Genomic DNA, 21189 nt, shown 5'->3' on the forward strand with positions numbered 1-21189 from the left:
TCAGCGATGAGCCGCCAGCCACTCCGTCAGCACCGCGAAGTCCGCGTCCGTCAGGCCGAACTCGTGGTCGACGCGGTGGAGCAGGGCGGGCTGGGGGTGATGGGCGGCCACCCAGGCGCGGTCCGCCTCGGTGAGCTCGTCGTCGATCCAGACGAACGGCCGCTGCCCCGCCCACGCCGTCAGCGGCCGGGTCTTCCAGTGCAGCAGGGCGGGCGGCGCGTCCTCGTCCGGCCACTCCACGACGGGCAGCGGGGGCAGGCCCAGCCAGGGGGCGACGCAGGAGTTCGCGTCGTCCATCCAGGTGGTGGCCCAGACGAGGTCGCAGTGGAGGGCGGCGAGGCGGGGGCCGAGGGCGGGGTCGACGCGGGTGAGGAGGGGGGTCGAGGGGGTGGGGTCGGTCCCGTAGACCGGATAGGGGCGGTCGGCGGGGGCGCCGAAGGGGATGAGGGTGCCGTCGATGTCTAGGAAGAGGAGCATCGGGGGTCAGGATCGCAAGAGAGGGGCGCAAAGGGTAGTAGCGCGGCTGCGGGTGGGTTGTGGCTGGTCGCGCCGCTTCTCAAAAGGGCAGCGGTCTCGCGTGCACCACGTCCAGCCGCGACACCGCCCTCGTCAGGACCACGTACAACCTGTGCAGCCCCCGCTCCTCCGCCTCCGCCACCGCCGCCGGCTCCACGGCCACCACGTGGTCGTATTCGAGGCCCTTGACCATGCTGGCCGGGATCACGGCAACCCGGGCGCCGAGTTCGGCCGGGTCGGCGGCGGTGATGCCCGCGGAGGCGAGGGCCTCGCGTACGGCGGCCGTCTCCGGGTCCGCCGCGATCACTCCGACCGAGCCCTCCCGGGCCAGAGCCTCCCGGACCGCGGTGACCGTCGTCGCGTGCACGTCGTCCGTAGGGCGCAGGGTCAGCTCCCCGTCCGTGCGGAACGACCTGGCCGGGGGAACGTCCGTGCCCAGCTGCCGCAACAGCCGGTTGGTGAGGTCCACGACCGCCGCCGGGACGCGGAAGCCGACGGTGAGCGGGACGACGGCGGCGTCCGGCTTGCCGAGATGTCGCAGCACCGTGTCCCACCTCCGCGCCGACCACGGGGTGGTGGCCTGGGCCAGGTCGCCGAGGACGGTGAGTGAGCCGAAGGCGGCGCGGCGGGCGATGGCCCGGCACTCCATGGGAGACAGGTCCTGGGCCTCGTCGACGACGATGTGGCCGTAGCCCTCGGGGTGTTCGATCAGCCCCGCGACCTCGTCGAGGAGGACGAGGTCGGCGGTCGACCAGCGCGCGGACTTGTAGGAGCGGGGCGGGCGGGGCCAGAGCACCGCGCGCTGTTCGTCGTCGGTCAGAATCCCGGCGGCGGCCCGCGCCAGCGCCCCGCCGCCGTCCGTGAGGAGTTCGGCCACCACCTCCTCGGGGCGCACCTTCGGCCAGACCGTGTCGAGGTGGGCGCTCATCGCCCGGGACCGTTCCAGTCGGCGGGTCCAGGCGGCCGGCTGCGGACCGGCCCGCCGTTCGGCCTGGAGCTGTACGGCCCGCATCGCCCGCCCCCGTACCCGCTCGCGGCCGACGGCGTACGGCGGCTCCTCGCGCCGTACCTCCTCGACGATCCGCGCCAGGACGGCGGCGGGCACCCGCCAGGTGTACGTGCCGTCGGAGAGCGACAGGTCGTCGATGCCGTCGGTCGACACATGGGCGTACAGCGCGCGGCGCAGGACCTCGGCCATCCGGGGGTCGTGCTTGAGCGCGGCGGCCCGGTCGGGGTCGGTGCCGGTGGCCGGGTGGCGGCCGATCTCGTCCCGGAGGGTGGTCTGCCGTACGCCGGTCTCGCCCAGGGCCGGGAGGACCTCGGAGATGTAGGAGAGGAAGGTGCGGTTGGGGCCGAGGATGAGGAGGCCGGAGCGGCGGATGCGCTGGGGGTGGGTGTAGAGGAGGTAGGCGGCGCGGTGCAGGCCGACGGCGGTCTTGCCGGTGCCGGGGGCGCCCTGGACGCAGACGGAGTCGGTGAGGCCGGCGCGGACCAGGTCGTCCTGGTCGGGCTGGATGGTGGCGGCGATGTCGCGCATCGGGCCGACGCGGGGCCGTTCGATCTCGTTCGTGAGCAGCGCCCCGGTCCCGGCCTCGCCCTTGCTCAGATGCTCGTCCTCCAGCCCCGTGAGATCGGCGGAGTCGCCGCGGCTGCCGGGGGCCCAGCCGAACCGCCGCCGTACCGCCACGCCCTGCGGGTCGTCGGGGCCGGCCTGGTAGAAGGCGCGGGAGACGGGGGCCCGCCAGTCGACGACGAGGGGCGGGGCGGTCGGTTCCTCGCTGATCCGCAGCCGGCCGATGCGGTAGCTCTGCCCGGCGTGTTCCCCCGCCTCGAAGTCCAGCTTGCCGAAGAACAGCGGCCCCTCCGGCAGCTCGCGCATCTCCTTGGCCCGGCTGCGCAGCCGGTACCCAAGCACCTCGGCGTCGGCACCGGAGGCGGAGACGTCCTCGCCGGTGACGACGTGCTCGACGGCGCCCTCGACCATGTGGGCGAGGGCGGCTCGGCAGAGGTCGTGGTAGGCGCGTTCGCGGTCGAGTTCCTGCTGCATGGAGACAGCGTAACGGCAAAAATGTAACCGGGTTAAATATTTTCCTCCGACTCGTCCGGCTCAACCGGCTCATCCGGCTCATCCGGCCCGTCCGCCGCGGCCAGTGCCGCCGCCAGCCGCCCGAACGCCCGCTCCGCCGCCCGCACCGCGTCCTCCCGCACGTCCTCCACCCGTTCCCCGCCCGCGATCCGCCGCCAGTTGTCCCGCGCGAGGATCCGCTGTACGGCGATGATCTGGCCGGCCGCGAGCCGCGCGTCCAGCGTGCCGCCGAGCGCCTCGGCGAGCGCGGCCTCCGACCGCTCCAGGTAGGCGTACTGCCGGGCGACCAGGGTGGGGGTGCTGTTGAGCAGGGTGTGGAAGGCGAGTACCTGGGGGTGGTCGTTGAGCCCGGTGATCGGGTCGCCGCGCCGCAGTCCGTCGAGGAAGTGGTCCCGCAGCACCGCGACGGGCGACCCGGCGCCCGCGACCAGCCGCGCCGCCTCCGTCTCGTGATCGGCGATCCGGTGCAGGACCAGGTCCTCCTTGGCCGGGAAGTACCGGAACAGCGTCGGCTTGGAGATCCCGGCCGCGGCGGCCACCTCGGCGACCGACACCGCGTCGAACCCCTTCGCCAGAAACAGCCGCACGGCAGTGTCCGACACGTCCTCGTACATCCGCCGCTTCTTGCGCTCACGCAGGCCCATCTCACCCATGGGGCGAGCCTACGCAGCGGGGGTCAGGGCGCGGGCTGCCGGCGCCAGCGCGGGCGCTTCGCCAGCAGCCACAGGTCGTCGAAGTGTTTGGTCCAGGTCGCCACGGCCGCCTCGGCCGGGCCCTCCCGGTTCCAGACGTTCAGGTCGGTCCGATAACCCTTGGGGTCGTAGTACTCGTCGCCCATGTGGTGCAGCCGCATCCGCGCGGACAGGTCGTACAGGCCGTGCAGCACCTGCTGCCGGTTGAAGATGCAGATCTTGTCGCGCGGGATACCGGGATAGAGGCGGTACTCGCAGTCGACACGGACCCGGCCGGCGTCCGTGAGCTGCTCAGCGAGCTGGGAGAGTATGCCGTCGTACTCACGGCACCGCTGTTCCATGCGCTCGCGGAAGTCGGGGTCGTCCACGGGCAGATCCCGCTCCCCCACCTTGGAGGGCACCGTCATCGGCTGCCCGAAGTCGGGGACCAGCATGCGGATCAGCACCCTGCGGGTGGGGCCGGGGTGGTCGAAGAGATCCTCCAGACGGTGGTACAGCGCGTTGTAGAGCGTCTCACCCGTGTAGCCGAGAAAGCTGATCTCGACTCTTCGCGCTTCGAAGGCCTCGCTGACGAAGCTCCCCAACTGGCTGGAGTTCACCAGCGCCCGGACCGGCGCACGGACCGACGCCGTCAGCTCCTTCACCTGGTCGTACAGCACATAGCCGACGAAACTCAGCAGCGCGCTGCCGAGATAGACCTTGCCCTGCAGCGCGTCCCCGACCGGCTTCACGAACTGGGCCGTGAGGCCGGTGGCGAAGATGCCCAGCAACAGGACCCGGGTCACCACCGGCTCGACGCGCTTCTGGAAGCGCCTCAGCCGCGCTACTCCACCCTCATCCGCCGAACCACCGCGCCGCCCGGACATGCACGCCCCCTCCGCGCAAAACTGCCCGGCCGGCCCCTACAGGCCCAAGGGCAAACGGGTATGCGGAGCACTCATGTTCCCGCTAGGCCAGAGCACGGGCAAGATGGGGATTCGCCGTGGCCCGGGCGGGCAGGCCCATGGAACCTGTGGCCGCCGTCAACGTCATGGCATACGAATCCACGGCTCGGCGGACGTTGGGCGCGTCCAGGCTTGCCCCGGTGACCAGGCGGTCCAGGTCGACGTAGGCGGAGCGGACGATCTCGATCCAGCGGTAGACCCGCCAGTCCTGCTGCCAGTCATGGGTGAACCCGGGGTCCAGCCCGCGCTCCCAACGGCGGAACATCCGATCGCGGATCTCCGGCCGGGTCGGGGTCAGGTGCATGTGCCGCACCAAGTCGTACAGCGGGTCACCGACCAGGGCCATCTCCCAGTCGATGATGGTCAGCGCGAGCCGGTCGTCGCGGCGGACCAGGTTCCAGGGGTTGAGGTCGCCGTGCAGCAGGGCCGAGGCGCGACGGCTGACGCGGTGCCGGGCGAGGATCTGCCGCAGCCGGGCGGCGTCGGGGAGGCCCACGAAGCGGGCCAGTTGCTGGGACTCCTTGGGCAGGCCCGCGACCAGGACGACGAGCTGCTCACTGAGCCAGCTGTAGAAGTCGGGCTCGCCGGACGCGGGGTCCAGCTGCGTGTGGTCGACCCCGGTGAGCGCGGCCAGCTGGTCGACGAGCCCGTCGGCCTCCTGCGGGCGGAGACCGTGCACGGGGTGGTCGGGTTTGCGGTCGCCGCCACCCGGGCCCTCGTAGGTGTGAATGGCGAAGCGGTCCCGGGAATAGGCGAAGAGATAGCGGGAGTGGCTCTCCCCCAGCGCCAGGACGCGAGGTGCGGCCACGGCGGCTCCGGAGCGCTCGATCGCCCGCAGCACCGCGTGCTCGCTGAGGTAGCTCCGCTCACGACGGCACAGGTGCGGCACCTTGCGGCGGATCACCACGGGAAAGTCGATGCCCGGCACCCGGATCACCGAGTTGAGGTGCGCGGTGCCCTTGAACACCTGGCGGGCCGGTGCGGTGCCCTCCAGGAACAGGGCCGCACGCACCGCGGAGTGCGGGAAGTCGGGGTGCTCAGGGACCCGCCGGTCGGGCCGCCATTCCATGACGTCGGCGATCCGACCGTGCCCGGCTGACCCGTAGGCGGGAGCGGAGGCGACCCAGCGGAACAGGACGCGCTCGATCTCCCGGTCGCCCGGCACCGTGCGCAGCCGCAGCGGCTCGGCGCCCGCCTCCAGCGCGCGGCGGACGGCCACCGTCGCCTCCCGCAGATTCTTCTCGTCGAACGACTCCGCCAGAGACTTGGCGGCCCGCATCACGTCCGGGTAGACGGACTGGGCCCGTTCGAAGTCCACGTAGTGGCGCAGGTCCTTGTGCACCCCGTGGGTGGCGGCGGGCCGCACCGCCCGCATGGCGTCCACCCACGCGTCGACCACCTCGTCCCACTGGTGGTCCGGGTACTGCATCCGGACCAGGTGGATGGCGAGATCGTGCAGGGGATCGCCGAAGGTGGCCAGCTCCCAGTCCACGCAGGTGAGCAGCGGCCCACCGGCCGGCGAGGTGATCAGATTGTCGCGGTGCAGGTCCGCATGGAGAAGGCTGTAGGGGCGTCGTGTCAGCGCGGGAACCCGCTCGGCGAAACGGAGCAGGGCGTCTTCCGGAATCCCCAGGGCGGCGAACAGCCAGCCGAAGGCGGACCCGTTGGCCTGGCGGATCTGGAGGTCCGCCATCCGGGCCAGCGTCCGCAGGAAACCCTGGCTGTCCGTGTGATTCCGCGGCCAGTCGGACGGCAGCGGCGGCAACGCGCTACCGCGCACCTGAGTCATGCGGGCGAACAGGCTGGCCAGATCCTTCAGCAAGACGGTGTCGACCGGCTTGCCGTTCTCACAGACGCTGGAGAGCGGGACCCCGTCCACAAAGCTGTGGATGGTGAAGCGATTCCCCTCGAAGAGGCACTCGGGCACATTGGGCAGCACGCCCTGGATCGCCCGCAGGATCCGCGCCTCGTTGTCCCAGGTCCGGATCACCACGGAGAGGGCATCGGTCCTGCGCACCCGGACGGTCACGGCGGTGCCGGATTCCCGGCCCAGCAACCGGGCCATCGGCTCCGTCAGGGGGAGGACGTAGTTCTGGTTGTGGAAGCCGCTGCTCGCCAGCCCCTGCTCCGCCGCATGTCCCAGAAACGCCTCGTACTCGTCGTCGAGCAAAGGCCTGCTGGTGTCTCTCCCGGTGGCGACAGGGGGGACAGGCGGTGCACCCACTCATCACTCCGGGGGTGGTACGCGCGCGACTTCGCGTGGATCGGGCAGGGAAACGGTATTGCCAGGTGACGCACGACACGAGTCGAGGGGCGGTGGAGTAACCCTGATGGGTGATGGGTCGCTCAGCTGTGCGGTCGCCCGTCGGTACGGTCGTCCGAGGCCGGCTCTTTAGCCATCCCTAGTACGCACGCGACCGAGCAGTTACTCAGACGACTCCGGACTCTAGCGCAACAGGGGCCCCTCCAGATCACAGGGCTGCTACGCCTGAGAGGCGAGTAGGTTCCAGACCGACTCGAACCACCGGGTCGCGTTGTCGACGAAGGCCGAGCCCGTCGAATCCGGGTCCGCGTCGCGGACGTGGTGGGTGAGAGTCGCGCCCAGGCCCAGCACGTCCACGGCCTCGACCTCGGTTCCGTCCTCAAGGATCACCGTGCGCGGGATCGGCTCGTAGAAGCCGTGCAGGACCTCGTCATGGTTGATGACGTAGAGCTTGAAGGTCGGGGTGAGTTCGGTGTGACGGATCTGCAGATCGATGTCCGACACCAGGTTCTCGGTGCGGAGCTGGTCCAGGACCGTGCGCAGGGAGCCGGTGTGGGCCCGGGTGATGGCCTGCAGACGCTGAGGCAGGCGGGGGTCGTCGTGATCGTCCTTGTTCCGGGGATAGGGCATGGCGAGCGTCTCGGCCGGGAGGATCATGCGCAGGGTGATCTTCCGGGGTTCGATGATGCGGGCCCGAATCCGCTCCGCCTGGACCCGGACATGCGCGTCCAGACTCTCGGAGGTCAAGGTGGCGATGTCCAGGGCGACTTCCTCGCGCTCGAAGGCCTCGGCGATGAGCGGCCCCAGGGTCATCGGGTGGCGGGAGCGGGTGGCCCGGGGCGTGGCGGACTGTATGCGCTGACTCCGCACCACCCGGGAACCCTTGCCCTGCCGGGACTCGATCCAGCCCTCGGTACGCAGTATGCGCAGCGCCTTCTGCACAGTGTCTCGGGACACTTCGAATTCCTGCGCGATCGCCTCCTGCGACGGCAGGAAGGAGTTCAGCGGATAGGCGCCGTCGAAGAGCCGGACTCGGAGCTCGTCCGAGACCCGCCGCACCGCGCCGCCGCCCTCGTTCGTCCGGTTGGCCACACGCCGTACGTACCTCTTCACGTCACCCGGCAAACAACTTCCAGTCAGGCAACCAGTCAGCCAACTACCCACGTTACTGGATCTAGTTGACCGGGCATCCCTGCCACGAGCAGTCAACCAATCAGTCAACTGGCCGACTTGATGGGTTGACTGGGCTTCGCGATACGAGGGGGGTGGAAAGCCATGACTGTCCACGTGCTCGGGGTCGGCGTGCAGATCGACGATCTCATTCAACTGGCCTTCTGGGTCACGGGTTTACTGGCGTCCCTGGCGGCCTGGGCGCGCAGGCGTCGGCGCCACAGGCGCGAAGTATCGTCTAGTGCCGCAGTATCTCCAGAAGCGGCCGCAAGGACAGCACGACACAGTCCGCGCCGGCCTCGGTCAAAAGCTTGGCTTTCCGTTCGTTACGCGCGTAGCCCAGGAAGGGGACCCCGGCCGTCCGGGCCGCCTGGAGGTCCGTCGGCGAGTCGCCGATCATCAGGGCCGCGTCGGGGGCGGCGCCCATCGCCCTGAGGGCGCGGTTGAGGCAGTGCGGGTCGGGCTTGAGGTGGCGCAGGTCCTGGGTGCGGCCGTAGATGTGCGGGGCGAAGCAGGGGGTCAGGTCGCGGTCGTCGAGGTAGGCGCGGACCACGCGGGGCGAGTTGTTGGTGGTCACCGCCATGCGTACGCCGCGCGCCCGCCAGGTCTGGATGAGGATGTCCGCGTACGCCGTCGGCATCGCCGTCGACGTGGCCCGCAGCTCCTCCTTGGTGAGACGTTCCTCCAACTCCGCGACCAGGTCACTCCCAGGGTGCCGACGGTCCACCGCACGCAGCACGAGGTGCGGGTCGAGCGTGTTCCGCTCGGTGTCCGTGACCAGGCCGTGCAGGCCCCGGCTCATCAGCCACTCCACCAGGTCGTCGGCGACGACCTCCGCCGAGTGGCCCGCGAACAGACGGCAGATCGGTCCGTCGAAGTCCCAGAGGACGACTCGGGCGCTGCTGATCAGTTCCGTGAGCTCTTCGGTCGTGTTCTTGCTCTTGGCTGCCACCAGTTCAGTCTGCGTCGCATCAGAAGTCACTAGGAGAGTGTCAGGTCCGTGGTGATGGTTTCCCAGAGGGCGTCGAACCACATCTGGGATTGCTCCACGAACGCGGCGTCGCGGTGGCCGGCCCGCTTCTCGAAGGAGAAGAGGAGGGACTCGGAGCCGACGGCGTCGTACATGTCGAGCATGCCGGCCTCCGTCTGCTCCTCCCGGCGCGTGATCATGTAGTACGCGAGCAGCGCCTCCTCGCCGTTGAGGAGGTAGAGCTTGACCGGCGGGGTGAACGGCAGCGCCCTGAAGGTCACGTTCACGTCGATCTGGTGGGTGGAGCGCAGGCCCTGGAGGTTGTACTGGAGGACCTGGCCCTGGGCGTTGCGCATGCCGAGCCAGCGGTTGTGGACGGTGTCGTCGTCGCCCTCGACCGCGGTGGGGAAGGCGAGCGGGATGTCCCGGCTGGGGAGCAGCACGCGGACGTCGATGCGTTCGGGGCGGAGCCGGCCCTCGTGGATCATGCGCAGTGGCTCGGCGAGCGCCGGGAGCAGGCTCTGGGCGGTGAGGCAGGCCGCGTCGATACGGACGTGCGGGGAGGAGAACGCCTCCGTCATCCGGGGGCCGAGGCCGACCATCGTCGGCTGGGGTTCGTCGTGGGTCGGGCGCGGCGGCTCGGCGATGCGCGGCGGGCTGCCCCGGCTGACGCTGCTGAGCAGGCCGTCGTCCTGGAGTGCCCGCAGCGCCTGCCGGACGGCACCCCGCTCGACGCCGAACTCCTCGGCCAGCTCGGCCTGGGTGGGCAGGCGGTCGCCCACCTTGAGGTCGCCCGTGCGGATGCGTCCCCGCAAGGTGTCGGCGATCTCCTGAGGTGTGCTGCCGGTGTTCACTGCCACGTTCTCCTGGGTCACGACCAAACGCTACAACTTTGATCCATCTAACGGGAGTTGTTTGAAGATTGGTTATAAGTAGTAGCCAACTGGGGACAACCTAATCAGAGTTGGTTACCAACTTGGTTGAGTTGGTGGAAGCTTTGCTTCCCGACGATGGGGGAACCGCCATGCCCGCCGCCCTCACTCTTCTCTCCGCCGTGTTCGTCCTCGGCTTCGAACAGATCGTCCAGTCGAAGTACGGTGCCACTGGCATTATCGGTCTGCTGTTGCTCACCGTGGGGATCAAGGCCAAGAGCCCGGCGCTCAGCTCCGCCGGCGCGATCCTGCTCGCCCTCCTGCTCACCGGCCCCGCGTGAGCATCCCTAGGCGTTCAGCTTCAGTTCCGAACTGATCGTCTCCCACAGGGCGTTGAACCACAGATGGGACTGTTCGACGAACGTGGTGTCCCGCAGCCCCGCGCCCTGCTCGAAGGCGAAGAGCATCGACCGCGTGCCCTCGGCGTCGTACGTCTGCAGGTGCTCGTGGCCGATCTCCCGCTCGTGGCGCCCGAGCGTGTAGTACGCGAACAGCGCCTCCACCCCGTTGAGCAGGTAGAGCTTGACCGGCGGGGTGAAAGGAAGGGCGCGGAAGGTGACGTGCACGTCGATGCCGTGCGTGGCGCGCAGCGCCAGCAGGTTGTGCCGCAGCACCTGGCCCTGCGCGTTGCGCTGGGCCAGCCAGCGGGTGTGCACCGCGTCCTCCGCCGAGGCCTCCACCGCCGTCGGGAACGCGAGATCGATGTTGCGGCTCGGCAGCAGCACCCGGACGTCGACCTTGGCCGGTTCCAGTCGCCCCGCGTGGATGAGCCGCAGCGGTTCGCCGATGGCCAGATTGAGAGAGACCGAGGTCAGGCAGAGCGCGTCGATCTCCACGTGCGGGGCCGCGAAAGCCGCCTCTATGCGGGGGGTGAGGGCCACCATGGTGGGCTGCGGCGGCGCCTCCGGCCCCACGGCGAGCCGTAACGGGCCCGGCTCCGGGGCCACCGTCGCCGGAGCGCCCTTCGATATGTTCGTGAGCAGGTGCTCCGACTGCAGGATGCGCAGCGCCTGGCGTACGGCACCCCGCTCGACCCCGAACTCGTCGGCCAGCTTGGCCTGCGTGGGCATGCGCTGGCCCGGCCGCAGCACTCCGGATCTGATCCGGGTGCGCAGCGCGTCGGCCACCTCGCGGTGGGACGCCTGAGGCCGCTGTGACCTCTTCCGCCCATTGGCGGCGGCGTGTTCCGGCTCCACGGACAAACAGTACAACTTCCCGCCATCTTTCGTCAGTTCACGGGAAGGTGGTTATGAGTCGCTTCCAAACGGAGATAAGTACAGTGGAGTTGGTCGCCAACTCTCGCAACATGGTCAAACTTCTTCGGCGGTTGGCCGATCGGGTTCCCTTCCGGAGGGGAGCCGGGAGCCTGGTCAACCAGGACGGCCGCCGGGGCGCACGACCAGCACGACCAGCACAGTCACAACTGAACACCGACAACTGAACACAGGCAGACCCGCACAGCCACAACTTCACAGCTCGCTACGGATGAGCAGCACAGCACAGGCTCAACAGCACAGACACAACTGAACAAGGTGATTCAGGCACCCGTCCCCGGGAGGAAGGAGACCCGTCTCAGAAGATGTCCGGGCACCAAGGACGCCCGGGCGCGCGCAGCAGGGCGTCGGCCTCCCGGGCGGCGCCCACTCGCTCTTCCTGGACCCGTCCGAGCGCGTGCAACCGCGCCACGGACTGGTCACCGAGCCAGACACTCGCCAGTTCGGCGACGCCGAGGGCGAGGTCGGGGGTGTCGGTGGTCGGGGTGCAGGACGCCCCATCGGGGGAGGCGTCCAGCCGGAACCGGCCGCCGGCCAGCCCCTGCCGGTCCGCCACCTCAAGGACCAGCGACCCCGACCTGTCGTACGTCCGCGCCTCCAGAGCCCGTACGACGTCCAGGATCCGCACCCACAGCCAGTCCGCCTGGTTGGTGACGCGTGCGGCGCGCGGGTCGGGCAGGTAGTGCGGCAGCAGGTCGTCCGGCGACCGCCAGCCGGTCTTCACCCGGGTGATCCAGTCGATCGAGCACAGGTAGTGCCACAGGGCGCGCTCGGCCGCCGGGGTCGTGCCGAGCAGCCAGTGCACGTCGGCCGTGTTGTACGGCTGCTTGCCCTGCCAGTTGTCGTCCGACTCGTAGGACGCGATGCCCTCCACCTCTCCGGCCGCCGAGCGGTACACCGCGAAGTAGGGCTCCTTCCACTCGTCCTCGAAGCGGACCACGCCGGTACGCAACTGCCACCACAGATCGGTGCGGCTGACCGCGCCGGGGGTGCTGCGCCGGATGCGTTCATGCAGGTCGGGGCCGAGCTTGCGGATGTCCTCGCCGTCGACGAGGTCGATACGGCCGCCGTCCCCGGGGCCCGACCAGCGCGGGTCCAGGCCGGTCCGCGGGACCTCGATCGTCCACTCCGTCAGCGTGGTCGCCGGGCCGAAGCCGTAGCGGCCGTAGATCGGGTACTCGGCGGCGATCAGGGTCGCGACCACCTCGCCGCGCTCCTTCGCCGCGGCCAGGTCCTGGCTCATCATGCGGGTGAGCAGACCGCGGCGGCGGTGGGTGGGGGTCACGGTGACGTTCGAGATGGCGTCGGCGGGGACGGTCGCGCCGCCGACGGCGGTCAGCTCCTGGTCGAAGGAGCGGAACGTCGCGACACAGCGGTTGCCGTCGAAGGCGCCGAGGAGTCTGCCCGGTACGAACTGCCTTCGGCGGGCCTCGAGTTGGTCGGCCGAGAGGGTGGGGGTCTGGAGGAAGCCGGTGGTCAGGGCACGGTGCCAGTCGGCTAGCTCGGGTTCGGTTATGGGGCGGACTTCGACGGCGTCAGTCATGGACAGCACGGTAGGTGTTCGGTGGGGGTGGTGCCGATTCAATTTCGGCGGCGGGTGGGCGGGGGCTTGTCGCGCCCACGCGGCGGAGCCGCATACCGATACAGCCCCGCGCCCCTGAAGGACAAAAACAGGGGCGCTCGGCCTTACGTCAGTAGATCGTCGACCTGTGCCTCGCCCTCCCGGTACCTGCGGGTGATCTCTCCGCTCGAATCGTCCGCCGTCCGTTGCAGGCGCTGCCTGCGCCGCGACACCTCCTGCTCGTAGCGGACCAGGCGTCCCATCGCCGTCGTCAGCTCGGTGTCCGTGCGGGCCTCCAGGTCGGAGAGTTCGACCTCGGCCAGCATGTCGGCCGCCAGCCTGCCGTACTCCTCGTTGTGCGGGGTGCCCAGGGTGACGTGGCGGGCGGAGGAGCGGTGGCGGGCCGGGGCGTCCGTGAGGATCTCCGGGAGGCGGTCCACGACGGAGGCCGCGCCCGCCGGGGAGCGGCGGGCCAGTTCCGCGCGCAGGATGTCGATACGGCCCTGGAGCAGCCGTCGTACATAGCTCAGGTCCGCCTCGTCGCGCTGGGCGTCCCGGCGCAGGACGCGCAGCTCGGGCAGGCTCAGGCGGGCCAGGTCGTGCTCGGGCGGTTCCACGGGCAGCGGGATGTCCTCGCCGCGCTGTGCGGGCGGCCGGTGCAGGCTCGGTGTGCCCTGCGTCTTCAGTCGCCCGGTACTCGGTGTGCTCATGCGTCTCTACCGTCCCCTCGACCGGCGTGTGGAAGCATGGTGTCACCCCAAGTGGCCGCAATGTGACCGAGTGCCCCCGAACGGCCCTAGTTGGGACGTTAAGGATCAATAACGGGCCCCCTGCGGAGGCCGGACGGGCACCGGGCATGATGGTCCGCATGCGAGCGGTGGTACAGCGGGTGGACGGCGCGAGCGTCGTCGTGGACGGCGAGACGGTGGGCGCGATCGAGGGCGAGGGCCTGTGCGTGCTCGTCGGCGTGACCCATGAGGACACCAAGGAGAAGGCCGCCCAACTCGCCAGGAAACTCTGGTCGATCCGGATGCTGGCGGACGAGAGGTCGTGCAGTGACATCGACGCGCCGCTGCTGGTGATCAGTCAGTTCACGCTGTACGGCGACGCGCGCAAGGGGCGGCGGCCGACCTGGAACGCGGCGGCGCCCGGCGAGGTGGCCGAGCCGCTGGTGGAGGAGGTCGTGGCGCAGCTGCGGTCGCTCGGGGCGACCGTGGCGACCGGGCGGTTCGGGGCGCAGATGCGGGTGTCGCTGACGAACGACGGGCCGTTCACCGTCCTGCTGGAGATGTGAGCAGGTCCCGGCAGTCGCGGGCCACGCCCGCCATGCCGAGTTCCTCGGCGGCGGCGAGGGCGGTGCGGGCCAGGTCGTGGGCGGCGGCCCGGGCGGCTCGCGTGCGGGCGGTGCGCAGCCGGACGCGGGCCTCGTCCAGGCGGAGCCGGGCCATCTGTGCCGGGTAGCGCTGGACGAGCCGTACGGCCCGGCCGAGGTGCCCGAGGGCCGTCTCCGGCTCCCCCGCGACCAGGGCGAGCAGGGCGCTGAAGCGGGCGGCGGGGCCCAGCAGCACGGTGGGCCAGCCGGCCAGGACCAGTTCGTCGCCGTGCGCGTCGAGGAGGGCGCGCAGCGGCGGGACGTACGCCGACAGCTCGGTACGGCGGTCGTCGGCGCGCGCCGCCAGCTCGGCGCAGACCTGGGCGAGGACCGCCGCGGTGGGCAGCGCCCAGCCGCTCGGCGGGAACCGGGTGAAGTCGTCGGCGTCGGCGGCGAACGCCCGCAGCTGGTCCAGCGCCTGCTCGTGCCGCCCGGTCTCGCACAGGGCCAGGGCCAGGCCCGCCCGCCACACCGGGAAGTAGCCGCGGCGCTGGACGCCGGCCATCCGCGGGGAGGCGAACAGCTCGGCCAGGCGGCCCTGTTCGTACCGCAGCCAGAACTCCTGGCCGAGCACGGTCTGGCCGAGGGCGTCGGCGGGCATCGACAGCCCGGCCTCCATCGCGGCCGCCACCTTCCCGGCCTCCCCGAGGATCCACTCCTCGGCGGCGGCGAACTCCCCGCGCCACACGCTCATCAGGGCGTCCAGCGTGTGCTGCTGCCAGTGCGCGAGCCGGCTGCGGTGCCGGGCGGCGTACTCCCGGTGCCGGCTGAGGGTCGCCTCGGCGGCGGGCACCCGGCCGGTGCGCAGCTGGTCGATGGCGAGGGCGACCAGCGCCTCGCCCTCGAAGTAGGCGGAGTGGGAGCGTACGGCGGTGTCGCGGAGCTCGGTGGAGAGGGCGAGCAGACCGCGGGCGGGCTCGAAGTCGTACAGCGCCCAGCGGGTCTCGGTGAGCACCTCGCAGCGCGCCTCGTCCCCGATGCCGCCGCCGCGCGGGCCCGGGACGGGGAAGCGGCGGCCGTGCTCGCGCAGCTCCGCGAGGGTCTGGCGGGCCAGCCGGGCGCCGGTGCGGGGTTCCGCGCCGGTCATCGCGGTGTCGTCGCCGATGGACATGGCGAGCTTCTTGGCGCGGTGGGCGGACAGCTGCAGCCGCAGTTCCACCGCGCGCGGGTCCTCGCGGCCGGCCAGCGCGGCCAGGCAGGCGTCGATCCGGAAGAGCAGGTCGCGGTCGACCTGGCCGGGGTCCGACCAGCGGCGGGCGCTGCGCACGACGGCGTGGGCGCGGGCCAGGTCGTCGCTGCCCGCGGCCTCGTAGGCGGCCTGGTAGTGCTGTCCTGCCTCGTACATCTCGCCGAGGAGGTGGCGGGTGTCGCCGCGCCGGACGTGCTGGTCGAACTCTGCGCCGTAGCCGCTCGGCCGGGCGGCCGGGGACTGGACCGGGTGGTCGGCGCGCGGGCGGCGCCGGGCCGCGCGGGCGGGCCGCTCGGTCCCCGTGTCGGTCCCCGTGCGCTCCGTGCGCTCCGTGCGCTCCGTGCGCTCCGTGCGTCTCTCGGGCGGTTCGGGGGTGGGCGGCAGCAGGGCGAGCAGGGCGCCGTCGGCCCGCAGGGCGGCATCGCAGCGCTCGGCCAGCAGCCGGCCGGGAGGGCGCAGGCCGTTCTCCACCCGGCTGAGGTAGCTCTTGCTGTAGTGGACCCGTCGGGCGAGCTCCGCGAGGGAGAGTTCCGCGGCCTCCCTGCGGACGCGCAGCGCCTCGGCGAACTCCTCCTGCGGTGTCACGGCCCTCCCTGCGGGTCCCCTGCGGGCGGGCACGCCGCGCACTGGGTCGAACACGCGCACACCGTGTCCAATTGGTCGCCGCCCGTTGCCAATTATGGAGTGTCAACGGCATATCTCGCAGCGTCCTTCTCGGACTGGTCGAGACTGGGCGGCACCGGCTGGGACCGGCGCGGGTCGACCGGGGAACCGGCTCACGCCGGCCCGGACCGACCGGCCCGCCCCCTCACTGTCGGCGGGGGCCAGGTGGGGGGCGGATGCCGGGGATCCGGTGGGGCATGCGGGGGGCCGAATGCCTCGGGGGGATCCGGATGCGGGGGCCGGTCGAGGTGGCCCGGCGGAGCAGGTCGTCGGGGCCCTAGGGCTCGACGATCACTTCCTGGGCCGCCGCCGTCTCCCCCGCGACCAGCCGGGCGTCGGCCGGGACGTTGCGCTTGACCAACGCGAGGGCCACCGGGCCGAGTTCGTAGTGCCGTACCGACGTCGTCACGAAGCCGATCCTGCGGCCGTCCTCGCCCTCGTCGGCGACCCGGATCTCCGTGCCGGCCGGCGGCAGGTGCACCTCGCTGCCGTCCAGGTGGAGGAAGACCAGGCGGCGCGGCGGCTTGCCGAGGTTCTCCACCCGGGCCACCGTCTCCTGGCCCCGGTAGCAGCCCTTCTGCAGGTGCACCGCGGTGCCGATCCAGCCGAGCTCGTGCGGGATGGTGCGGTGGTCGGTCTCGAAGCCGAGGCGAGGCCGGTGCTGCTCGACGCGCAGCGCCTCGTACGCGAGGAGACCGGCCGCCGGGCCCGCCTTCGCGGCGTACGACTCCAGGTCGGCCCGGGGCAGGAAGAGATCACGGCCGTACGGCGTCTCGCGGACGACGGCGCCGTCCGGGACCTCGGCGATCGAGCCGGCGGGCAGGTGGACGACCGCGAAGTCGTCGGTGCGGTCGGCGACCTCCACCCGGTAGAAGAACTTCATCGACTCCAGGTAGGCGATCAGCGCCTCCTGGGTGCCGGGCTCGACGTGCGCCCAGACCGTCGTACCGTCGTCGACCAGGTACAGCGCGTGCTCGATGTGGCCGTGTGCGGAGAGGATCAGCGCCTCGGTGGCCTCGCCGACCGGCAGCTCGCTGACGTGCTGGGTGAGCAGCAGGTGCAGCCAGGCGAGACGGTCCTCGCCGGTGACGGTGACCACGCCCCGGTGGGACAGGTCGACGAAACCGGCGCCGTCGGCGAGGGCGCGCTGCTCGCGGAACAGGTCGCCGTAGTGGGCGGCGACACCTTCGTCCACGCCCTCGCCGGGGACGGCGCCGGGCAGGGACAGCAGTGGGCTCTTCATGGACGTAAGCCTACGACTCGGTAATTGAAGTCTGGACGGTTGCGGCTCTGGTTCTCTTGAGCGCGCAGTCCTTGCAGCGGCCGAAGATCGCGAAGTGCTTCATGTCCGTCTCGAAGCCGAACTCCTGCCGCAGCTTCGCGGTGAACTCCGTGGCCACCGACACGTCCGCCTCGATCACGTTCTCGCAGTCACGGCAGACCAGGTGGATGTGGTGATGCCGGTCGGCGAGGTGGTACGTCGGCGCTCCGTGCCCGAGGTGGGCATGGCTGACCAGCCCCAGCTCCTCCAGGAGCTCCAGGGTCCGGTAGACCGTCGAGATGTTGACCCCCGACGCGGTCTTCCGCACTTCGCCGAGGATGTCGTCGGGGGTCGCGTGCTCAAGGGTGTCCACGGCTTCGAGCACGAGTTGCCGCTGCGGCGTCAGCCGGTAGCCGCGCTGCCTGAGGTCGCTCTTCCAGTCGGTGCTCACCACACCACAGAGTCTAGGACTACTTGAAGAAAGCGATCCCGTCGTCCGGCATGTCGTCGGGGAGGGCCTTGGCCCAGCGCTCGACGTCCTCCGGGGTGACGACCTTCTTCAGGTGGGCCGACATGTAGGGGCGCAGCTCGACCTCGGGGGTCTGCTTCTCGCCGACCCACATGAGGTCGCTCTTGACGTACCCGTAGAGCCGCTTGCCGCCGCTGTACGGCGTGGAGGCGGCCGTCCGGGCCACGGCGTCCGTGACCAGGTCGATCTGCGGCTTCTGGTCGGCCATCTCGCCGTACCAGATCTCGATCACACCGTCGTCCCGGGTCATCGTGACCTCGACCCTGCGGTTGCCGTCGATGCGCCAGAAACCGTGCTCCGTCTCCAGCGGGCGGACCTTGTTCCCGTCCTTGTCCAGCACCCAGGTCTGGGAGTGGTACTCCAGGAAGTCCCGTCCGTCGTGGCTGAAGGTGACCTCCTGGCCGAAGTTGCACTTCTCCGAGCCGGGGAAGTCATGGACGCCCGCACCGGCCCAGTTGCCCAGCAGGAAGGCGAGCGGGACCAGGTCCTTGTGCAGGTCGGACGGAATCTCGATCATGTCGGCGGTTTCCTAGACGGTTCCTGGACGGGTGGTTCAGCGCTGGCCCTGGTACAGCTTCTTCACGGTCAGCCAGGCGAAGGCGAGGACACCGACGCAGACCAGGACCAACAGGGTTTCGAAGAAGGCTTCCACGGGTGCTCCTTGAGCGAGGGCGGGCGTACGTACAAGAGCCGGGCCCCAGCTTACGCGGCCGGGGCCCGGGCCTCTTGGCGAGGTACACCCCTACGGGGTGCCCTACGGGTTCAGGCGAGCAGCTCGCCCTGGAGGGTCACCGTCTGCTGGAAGGGGACGGCGGGCGCGGTGCCCTTACGGGACTGGACGATCAGCGCGAGGGTGTCCCCGGAGGACAGGTAGGCCTGCCGGACCTGCTCGGCGCCGTACGGCTTCGTCTCGCGGATCGGGGCCGTGTGCACGTCCTTGAGGTGGGCGGCCACCGGGAAGTCCAGGTCCCGCTCGTAGGCGTCGCCGCCGCGGATCCGGTAGATCGGCGCCTCGTACCCCGTCAGCTCGTCGCTGAGCAGGTGCTCGGCGACCGCCGCCGTGTCGAACTGCAGCAGGTAGACACGGGTGTGCGTGCCGTCGGGCGTGGTCCAGCCGCGGGCCGCGATGTGTCGCAGACCGTTGTCGGTGAGCCGCTGGCCCACGTCCTCCCGGTCCGGGGCGAGGGCGAACTCCTCGAGGAAGGTCTTCGTCGCCAGCCAGCCGTCCGTCCCCTTCAGCGAGGCGTCGGCGGTGGCGCCCCGCGGCGCGGGCAGAACCAGCTTCCGCAGGTCGGCGTAGTGGGTGCCGGCCGGGTTGCGGGCGTCGTCGTTCGGGCCGGGGCTGCCGGAGGGCAGCGGGGGCCGCACCAGGACGGGGTAGTCCCAGCGGCCGTCCGAGTGCGTGGCGAGACCGGGGACGTCGGTGCGGTCCAGGCGCGTGATGCCGTACGCCGTCCCGGACCCGACGACCGCGAAGACGGCCACGGCGGAGGCCCAGCGCAGCGCGGCCCGCAGCCGCCGCCGGTCCTTCTTGGGGGGCTCGGGGTGCGCGGGTGCCTGGGGTTCCGGGTACGCCTCCGGCTGAGGTTCCGGCCGGGCCTCGGGGAGGTCGGTGACGGACTCCGGCGGGTTCACTTCCATGGTCATACGGCCGCCCCCGGCTCCTTGATGCGGTCGAGCTGTGCGCGGAGCATCTCGGCCGCGCCCTTCTTGTCGAGCGGCTTGGCCGCGGTGGCCGTGGCGGTGACCAGGACGTCGCCCACGTAGCCGGAGCAGAACATCATGTCGAGCTTCTCGTCCGAGTCGGCCGGCGGCAGAAAGCACGCGGTCGAGTCCTTGAAGCCCTCGATCTCCGGGCCCTTGCGGAACACCTTCAGCGCGTCGAAGAACTCCTTCTGCACGCCCGCGATGGACCGCACCGCCCGCGCGTTCCCCATCTGCGCCAGCACGAACTCCATCGTGAACTGGTCACCCGGTGTGACGTCCGTGCTCACATAGCTGCGCATCGCCATGCCCTTGACCGGGTTCCGGTCGATCTGCCGCTCCAGCTCCCGCCGCTGCGAACGCGGCAGGTCCTTGACCGACTCCTTGCGCAGCAGCGTCGCCTGCCGGCCGGACAGCGCCACGTCCGACCCGAACTCGGCCATGTCCGGACCGCGCAGGTAGGTGTCGCCGTCGTACGGCAGCAGCATCCCCCGCAGACCGGTGGCCGCGGCCGCCTTCGCCTCCTTGGGCGCCTTCGGCAGGCTCCAGGAAGGAGACCCGGGATCCCGCTCGGCGTCCCGCACGGTGACGACGGTGTAGCCACCGCCGGCCAGCACGGCACCGACCAGCACGCCGGTGGCGGCGAGGACGGCGACACGGCGGCGGTTGCGGGGGCGCTTGGGGGCGGGGGCCGTCGGGTCGACGGGGGCCGGGGTGACGGAGGCCGGGTCGACGGAGGCCGGGTCGGCGGAGGCCGGGGTGACGGCCGTCGGGTCGGCGGAGGCCGGGTCCGCGGAGGCCGTCGGGTCCGCGGAGGCCGGGGCGGCGGCCGTCGGGTCGGCGGAGGCCGGGGCGGCGGAGGCCGGGTCGACGGCCGTCGGGTCGACGGAGGCCGGGGCGGCGGAGGCCGGGGCGGCGGCCGTCGGGTCGACGGAGGCCGGGGCGGCGGAGGCCGAGTCCGCGGCCGTCGGCAAGGGCGCCGTGCGGTTCGCGGCCGTCGGCAAGGGCGCCGTCGGGTTCGCGGCCGTCGGCTCGGCAGCGGACGGCTCGATGAGAGACGGGTCGACGGAGGCCGGGGCGGCGGAGGCCGGCAAGGGCGCCGTGCGGTTCGCGGCCGTCGGCAAGGGCGCCGTCGGGTTCGCGGCCGTCGGCTCGGCAGTGGACGGCTCGATGAGAGACGGCTCGGCGGCCGACGGTTCAGCGGCCTTCGGGTCCGCGGCCGACGGCTCGGCGGCCGTCGGGTCAGGGCTCACGGAGATTTCCGGGTTGTCGCTCACAGCTGCTCCATCTGCCGTTTCGCCAGGTCCAGCACCTTCGCCTTCGGGATCGGCTTCGTGTCGTAGATCCAGACCTGCATCTCGATGTCCCCGCGCCACGCGTGCGCCTCCGCCGTGTACAGGCTCACGCCGTAGGAGGTGTCGGGCTTGGTGTGGACGTAGGCCATGCCGTCGCCCGTGCCGGGTATCGGCCAGCTCCGGGTGGTGTAGTCGTCCGTCGGCTGGGCGTAGTAGTAGCCGTCGTCCGCCGCGTCGGCGGCCTCGGTGCCGGTCTCCTCCTGGCGGAACTGGACCAGCCGGATCTCGACGTTGTACGTGCTGCCCTCACGCCAGTTGGTGACGGCGGCCCGGCGGAACTCGTCGTCCCCGGCCAGGTTGCGGAAGGCGCCCGCCGGGTACTTGAACGACTCCGCGTACTCGCCGAGGTCCATCCACCCGTCCTCGCCCGCCTCGACCAACCCCTTGCGCGCCCCGCCCGGCTTCTTCAGCAGCAGCTTGCGCAGGTCGCCGTCGACCTTGACCTTACGGTCCTGGGCGGCCGACAGCGGCTCCGGCGCGGCGCCCTTCGCCTGCGCGACCGACGGCTGGGAGAGCGGCGGCAGCGCGGTGGGCTCACGGTCGGCCTGGATTAGGTAGCCGACGCAGGTGCCGGCCACGACGCCCAGGACCGCGGCGGTGGCGATCAGCACACCGGCACGACCCCGCTTCCGTCTTTCGGAAGGCGCGTCGGGCGGTGCTTCGAGCGGTGCTTCGGGCTGTCTTTCAGATGGTGTTTCCGGTGCGTCC

Annotated in this window: 20 protein-coding genes; 2 read left to right on the forward strand and 18 right to left on the reverse strand. The window is 71.2% G+C overall.

Annotation, left to right across the window (positions count from 1 at the left end; genetic code table 11):
• The 8 genes from ACFZDK_RS25055 to ACFZDK_RS25090 all read right to left on the reverse strand — a co-directional run bounded on the left by ACFZDK_RS25055 (position 1) and on the right by ACFZDK_RS25090 (position 9522).
• Positions 1–477: an HAD domain-containing protein gene (locus ACFZDK_RS25055; protein ID WP_390975762.1), complete on the reverse strand. Its 477-nt coding sequence runs from the start codon at positions 475–477 to the stop codon at positions 1–3.
• 79 nt (positions 478–556) lie between these two features.
• The gene (locus ACFZDK_RS25060; RefSeq protein WP_390975764.1) at positions 557–2563 is read right to left on the reverse strand and encodes a HelD family protein; all 2007 of its coding nucleotides are present in this window, start codon (positions 2561–2563) and stop codon (positions 557–559) included.
• Between the two features lie 32 nt (positions 2564–2595).
• Positions 2596–3255 carry a TetR family transcriptional regulator gene (locus tag ACFZDK_RS25065; protein WP_390975765.1) on the reverse strand — a complete coding sequence of 220 codons (660 nt, stop codon included), beginning with the start codon at positions 3253–3255 and terminating at the stop codon, positions 2596–2598.
• A 23-nt stretch (positions 3256–3278) separates the two neighbouring features.
• On the reverse strand, positions 3279–4160 hold the full coding sequence (locus ACFZDK_RS25070) for a hypothetical protein (protein ID WP_390975767.1): 882 nt from the start codon (positions 4158–4160) through the stop codon (positions 3279–3281).
• Between the two features lie 82 nt (positions 4161–4242).
• A complete protein-coding gene (locus tag ACFZDK_RS25075; protein WP_390975769.1) occupies positions 4243–6462 on the reverse strand; it encodes a phosphotransferase in 2220 nt (739 codons plus the stop codon).
• 258 nt (positions 6463–6720) lie between these two features.
• A complete protein-coding gene (locus tag ACFZDK_RS25080; RefSeq protein ID WP_390975770.1) occupies positions 6721–7593 on the reverse strand; it encodes a GntR family transcriptional regulator in 873 nt (290 codons plus the stop codon).
• A gap of 316 nt (positions 7594–7909) precedes the next feature.
• Positions 7910–8623 (reverse strand): HAD-IA family hydrolase, encoded by a 714-nt coding sequence (locus tag ACFZDK_RS25085; RefSeq protein WP_390975772.1) that lies wholly within the window; start codon positions 8621–8623, stop codon positions 7910–7912.
• A gap of 29 nt (positions 8624–8652) precedes the next feature.
• Entirely contained in the window at positions 8653–9522 is an 870-nt protein-coding gene (locus ACFZDK_RS25090) for a GntR family transcriptional regulator (RefSeq protein ID WP_390975773.1), read from the reverse strand.
• A 143-nt stretch (positions 9523–9665) separates the two neighbouring features.
• Here ACFZDK_RS25090 and ACFZDK_RS25095 point away from each other — a divergent pair, with 143 nt between their 5' ends.
• Positions 9666–9854 (forward strand): hypothetical protein, encoded by a 189-nt coding sequence (locus tag ACFZDK_RS25095; protein ID WP_390975775.1) that lies wholly within the window; start codon positions 9666–9668, stop codon positions 9852–9854.
• A gap of 6 nt (positions 9855–9860) precedes the next feature.
• Here the strand turns inward: ACFZDK_RS25095 and ACFZDK_RS25100 are convergent, their stop codons facing one another.
• From ACFZDK_RS25100 to ACFZDK_RS25110, 3 genes are all read right to left on the reverse strand, one after another.
• On the reverse strand, positions 9861–10775 hold the full coding sequence (locus tag ACFZDK_RS25100; protein WP_390975777.1) for a GntR family transcriptional regulator: 915 nt from the start codon (positions 10773–10775) through the stop codon (positions 9861–9863).
• Positions 10776–11145: 370 nt separating this feature from the next.
• Entirely contained in the window at positions 11146–12390 is a 1245-nt protein-coding gene (locus tag ACFZDK_RS25105) for a GNAT family N-acetyltransferase (RefSeq protein WP_390975778.1), read from the reverse strand.
• A 143-nt stretch (positions 12391–12533) separates the two neighbouring features.
• Entirely contained in the window at positions 12534–13118 is a 585-nt protein-coding gene (locus ACFZDK_RS25110; protein WP_390975780.1) for an aerial mycelium formation protein, read from the reverse strand.
• 158 nt (positions 13119–13276) lie between these two features.
• On the opposite strand from ACFZDK_RS25110, the gene dtd reads away from it, so the two are divergent.
• Positions 13277–13702: a D-aminoacyl-tRNA deacylase gene (dtd, locus tag ACFZDK_RS25115; protein ID WP_390975782.1), complete on the forward strand. Its 426-nt coding sequence runs from the start codon at positions 13277–13279 to the stop codon at positions 13700–13702.
• On the opposite strand, the gene ACFZDK_RS25120 is transcribed toward dtd, so the two are convergent.
• The 7 genes from ACFZDK_RS25120 to ACFZDK_RS25150 form a co-directional block, all read right to left on the reverse strand.
• Complete coding sequence (locus ACFZDK_RS25120) at positions 13680–15554, reverse strand: helix-turn-helix domain-containing protein (protein WP_390975783.1); 1875 nt, start codon at positions 15552–15554, stop codon at positions 13680–13682. The two genes, dtd and ACFZDK_RS25120, sit on opposite strands and share 23 nt — an antisense overlap.
• A gap of 355 nt (positions 15555–15909) precedes the next feature.
• The gene (locus ACFZDK_RS25125) at positions 15910–16875 is read right to left on the reverse strand and encodes a YgfZ/GcvT domain-containing protein (RefSeq protein WP_390975784.1); all 966 of its coding nucleotides are present in this window, start codon (positions 16873–16875) and stop codon (positions 15910–15912) included.
• A gap of 10 nt (positions 16876–16885) precedes the next feature.
• Positions 16886–17347 carry a transcriptional repressor gene (locus ACFZDK_RS25130; RefSeq protein WP_390975786.1) on the reverse strand — a complete coding sequence of 154 codons (462 nt, stop codon included), beginning with the start codon at positions 17345–17347 and terminating at the stop codon, positions 16886–16888.
• 16 nt (positions 17348–17363) lie between these two features.
• Positions 17364–17939: a heme-binding beta-barrel domain-containing protein gene (locus ACFZDK_RS25135; protein ID WP_390975787.1), complete on the reverse strand. Its 576-nt coding sequence runs from the start codon at positions 17937–17939 to the stop codon at positions 17364–17366.
• A 245-nt stretch (positions 17940–18184) separates the two neighbouring features.
• Positions 18185–19069: a hypothetical protein gene (locus ACFZDK_RS25140; protein WP_390975789.1), complete on the reverse strand. Its 885-nt coding sequence runs from the start codon at positions 19067–19069 to the stop codon at positions 18185–18187.
• A complete protein-coding gene (locus ACFZDK_RS25145; RefSeq protein ID WP_390975791.1) occupies positions 19066–20403 on the reverse strand; it encodes a hypothetical protein in 1338 nt (445 codons plus the stop codon). The genes ACFZDK_RS25140 and ACFZDK_RS25145 overlap by 4 nt, the downstream gene beginning before the upstream one ends.
• Positions 20400–21092 carry a hypothetical protein gene (locus ACFZDK_RS25150; RefSeq protein ID WP_390975792.1) on the reverse strand — a complete coding sequence of 231 codons (693 nt, stop codon included), beginning with the start codon at positions 21090–21092 and terminating at the stop codon, positions 20400–20402. Before ACFZDK_RS25150 ends, ACFZDK_RS25145 begins: the two co-directional genes overlap by 4 nt.
• Between the last annotated feature and the right edge of the window lie 97 nt (positions 21093–21189).

This window comes from Streptomyces sp. NPDC007901 (assembly GCF_042959465.1).
Lineage (GTDB): Bacteria > Actinomycetota > Actinomycetes > Streptomycetales > Streptomycetaceae > Streptomyces.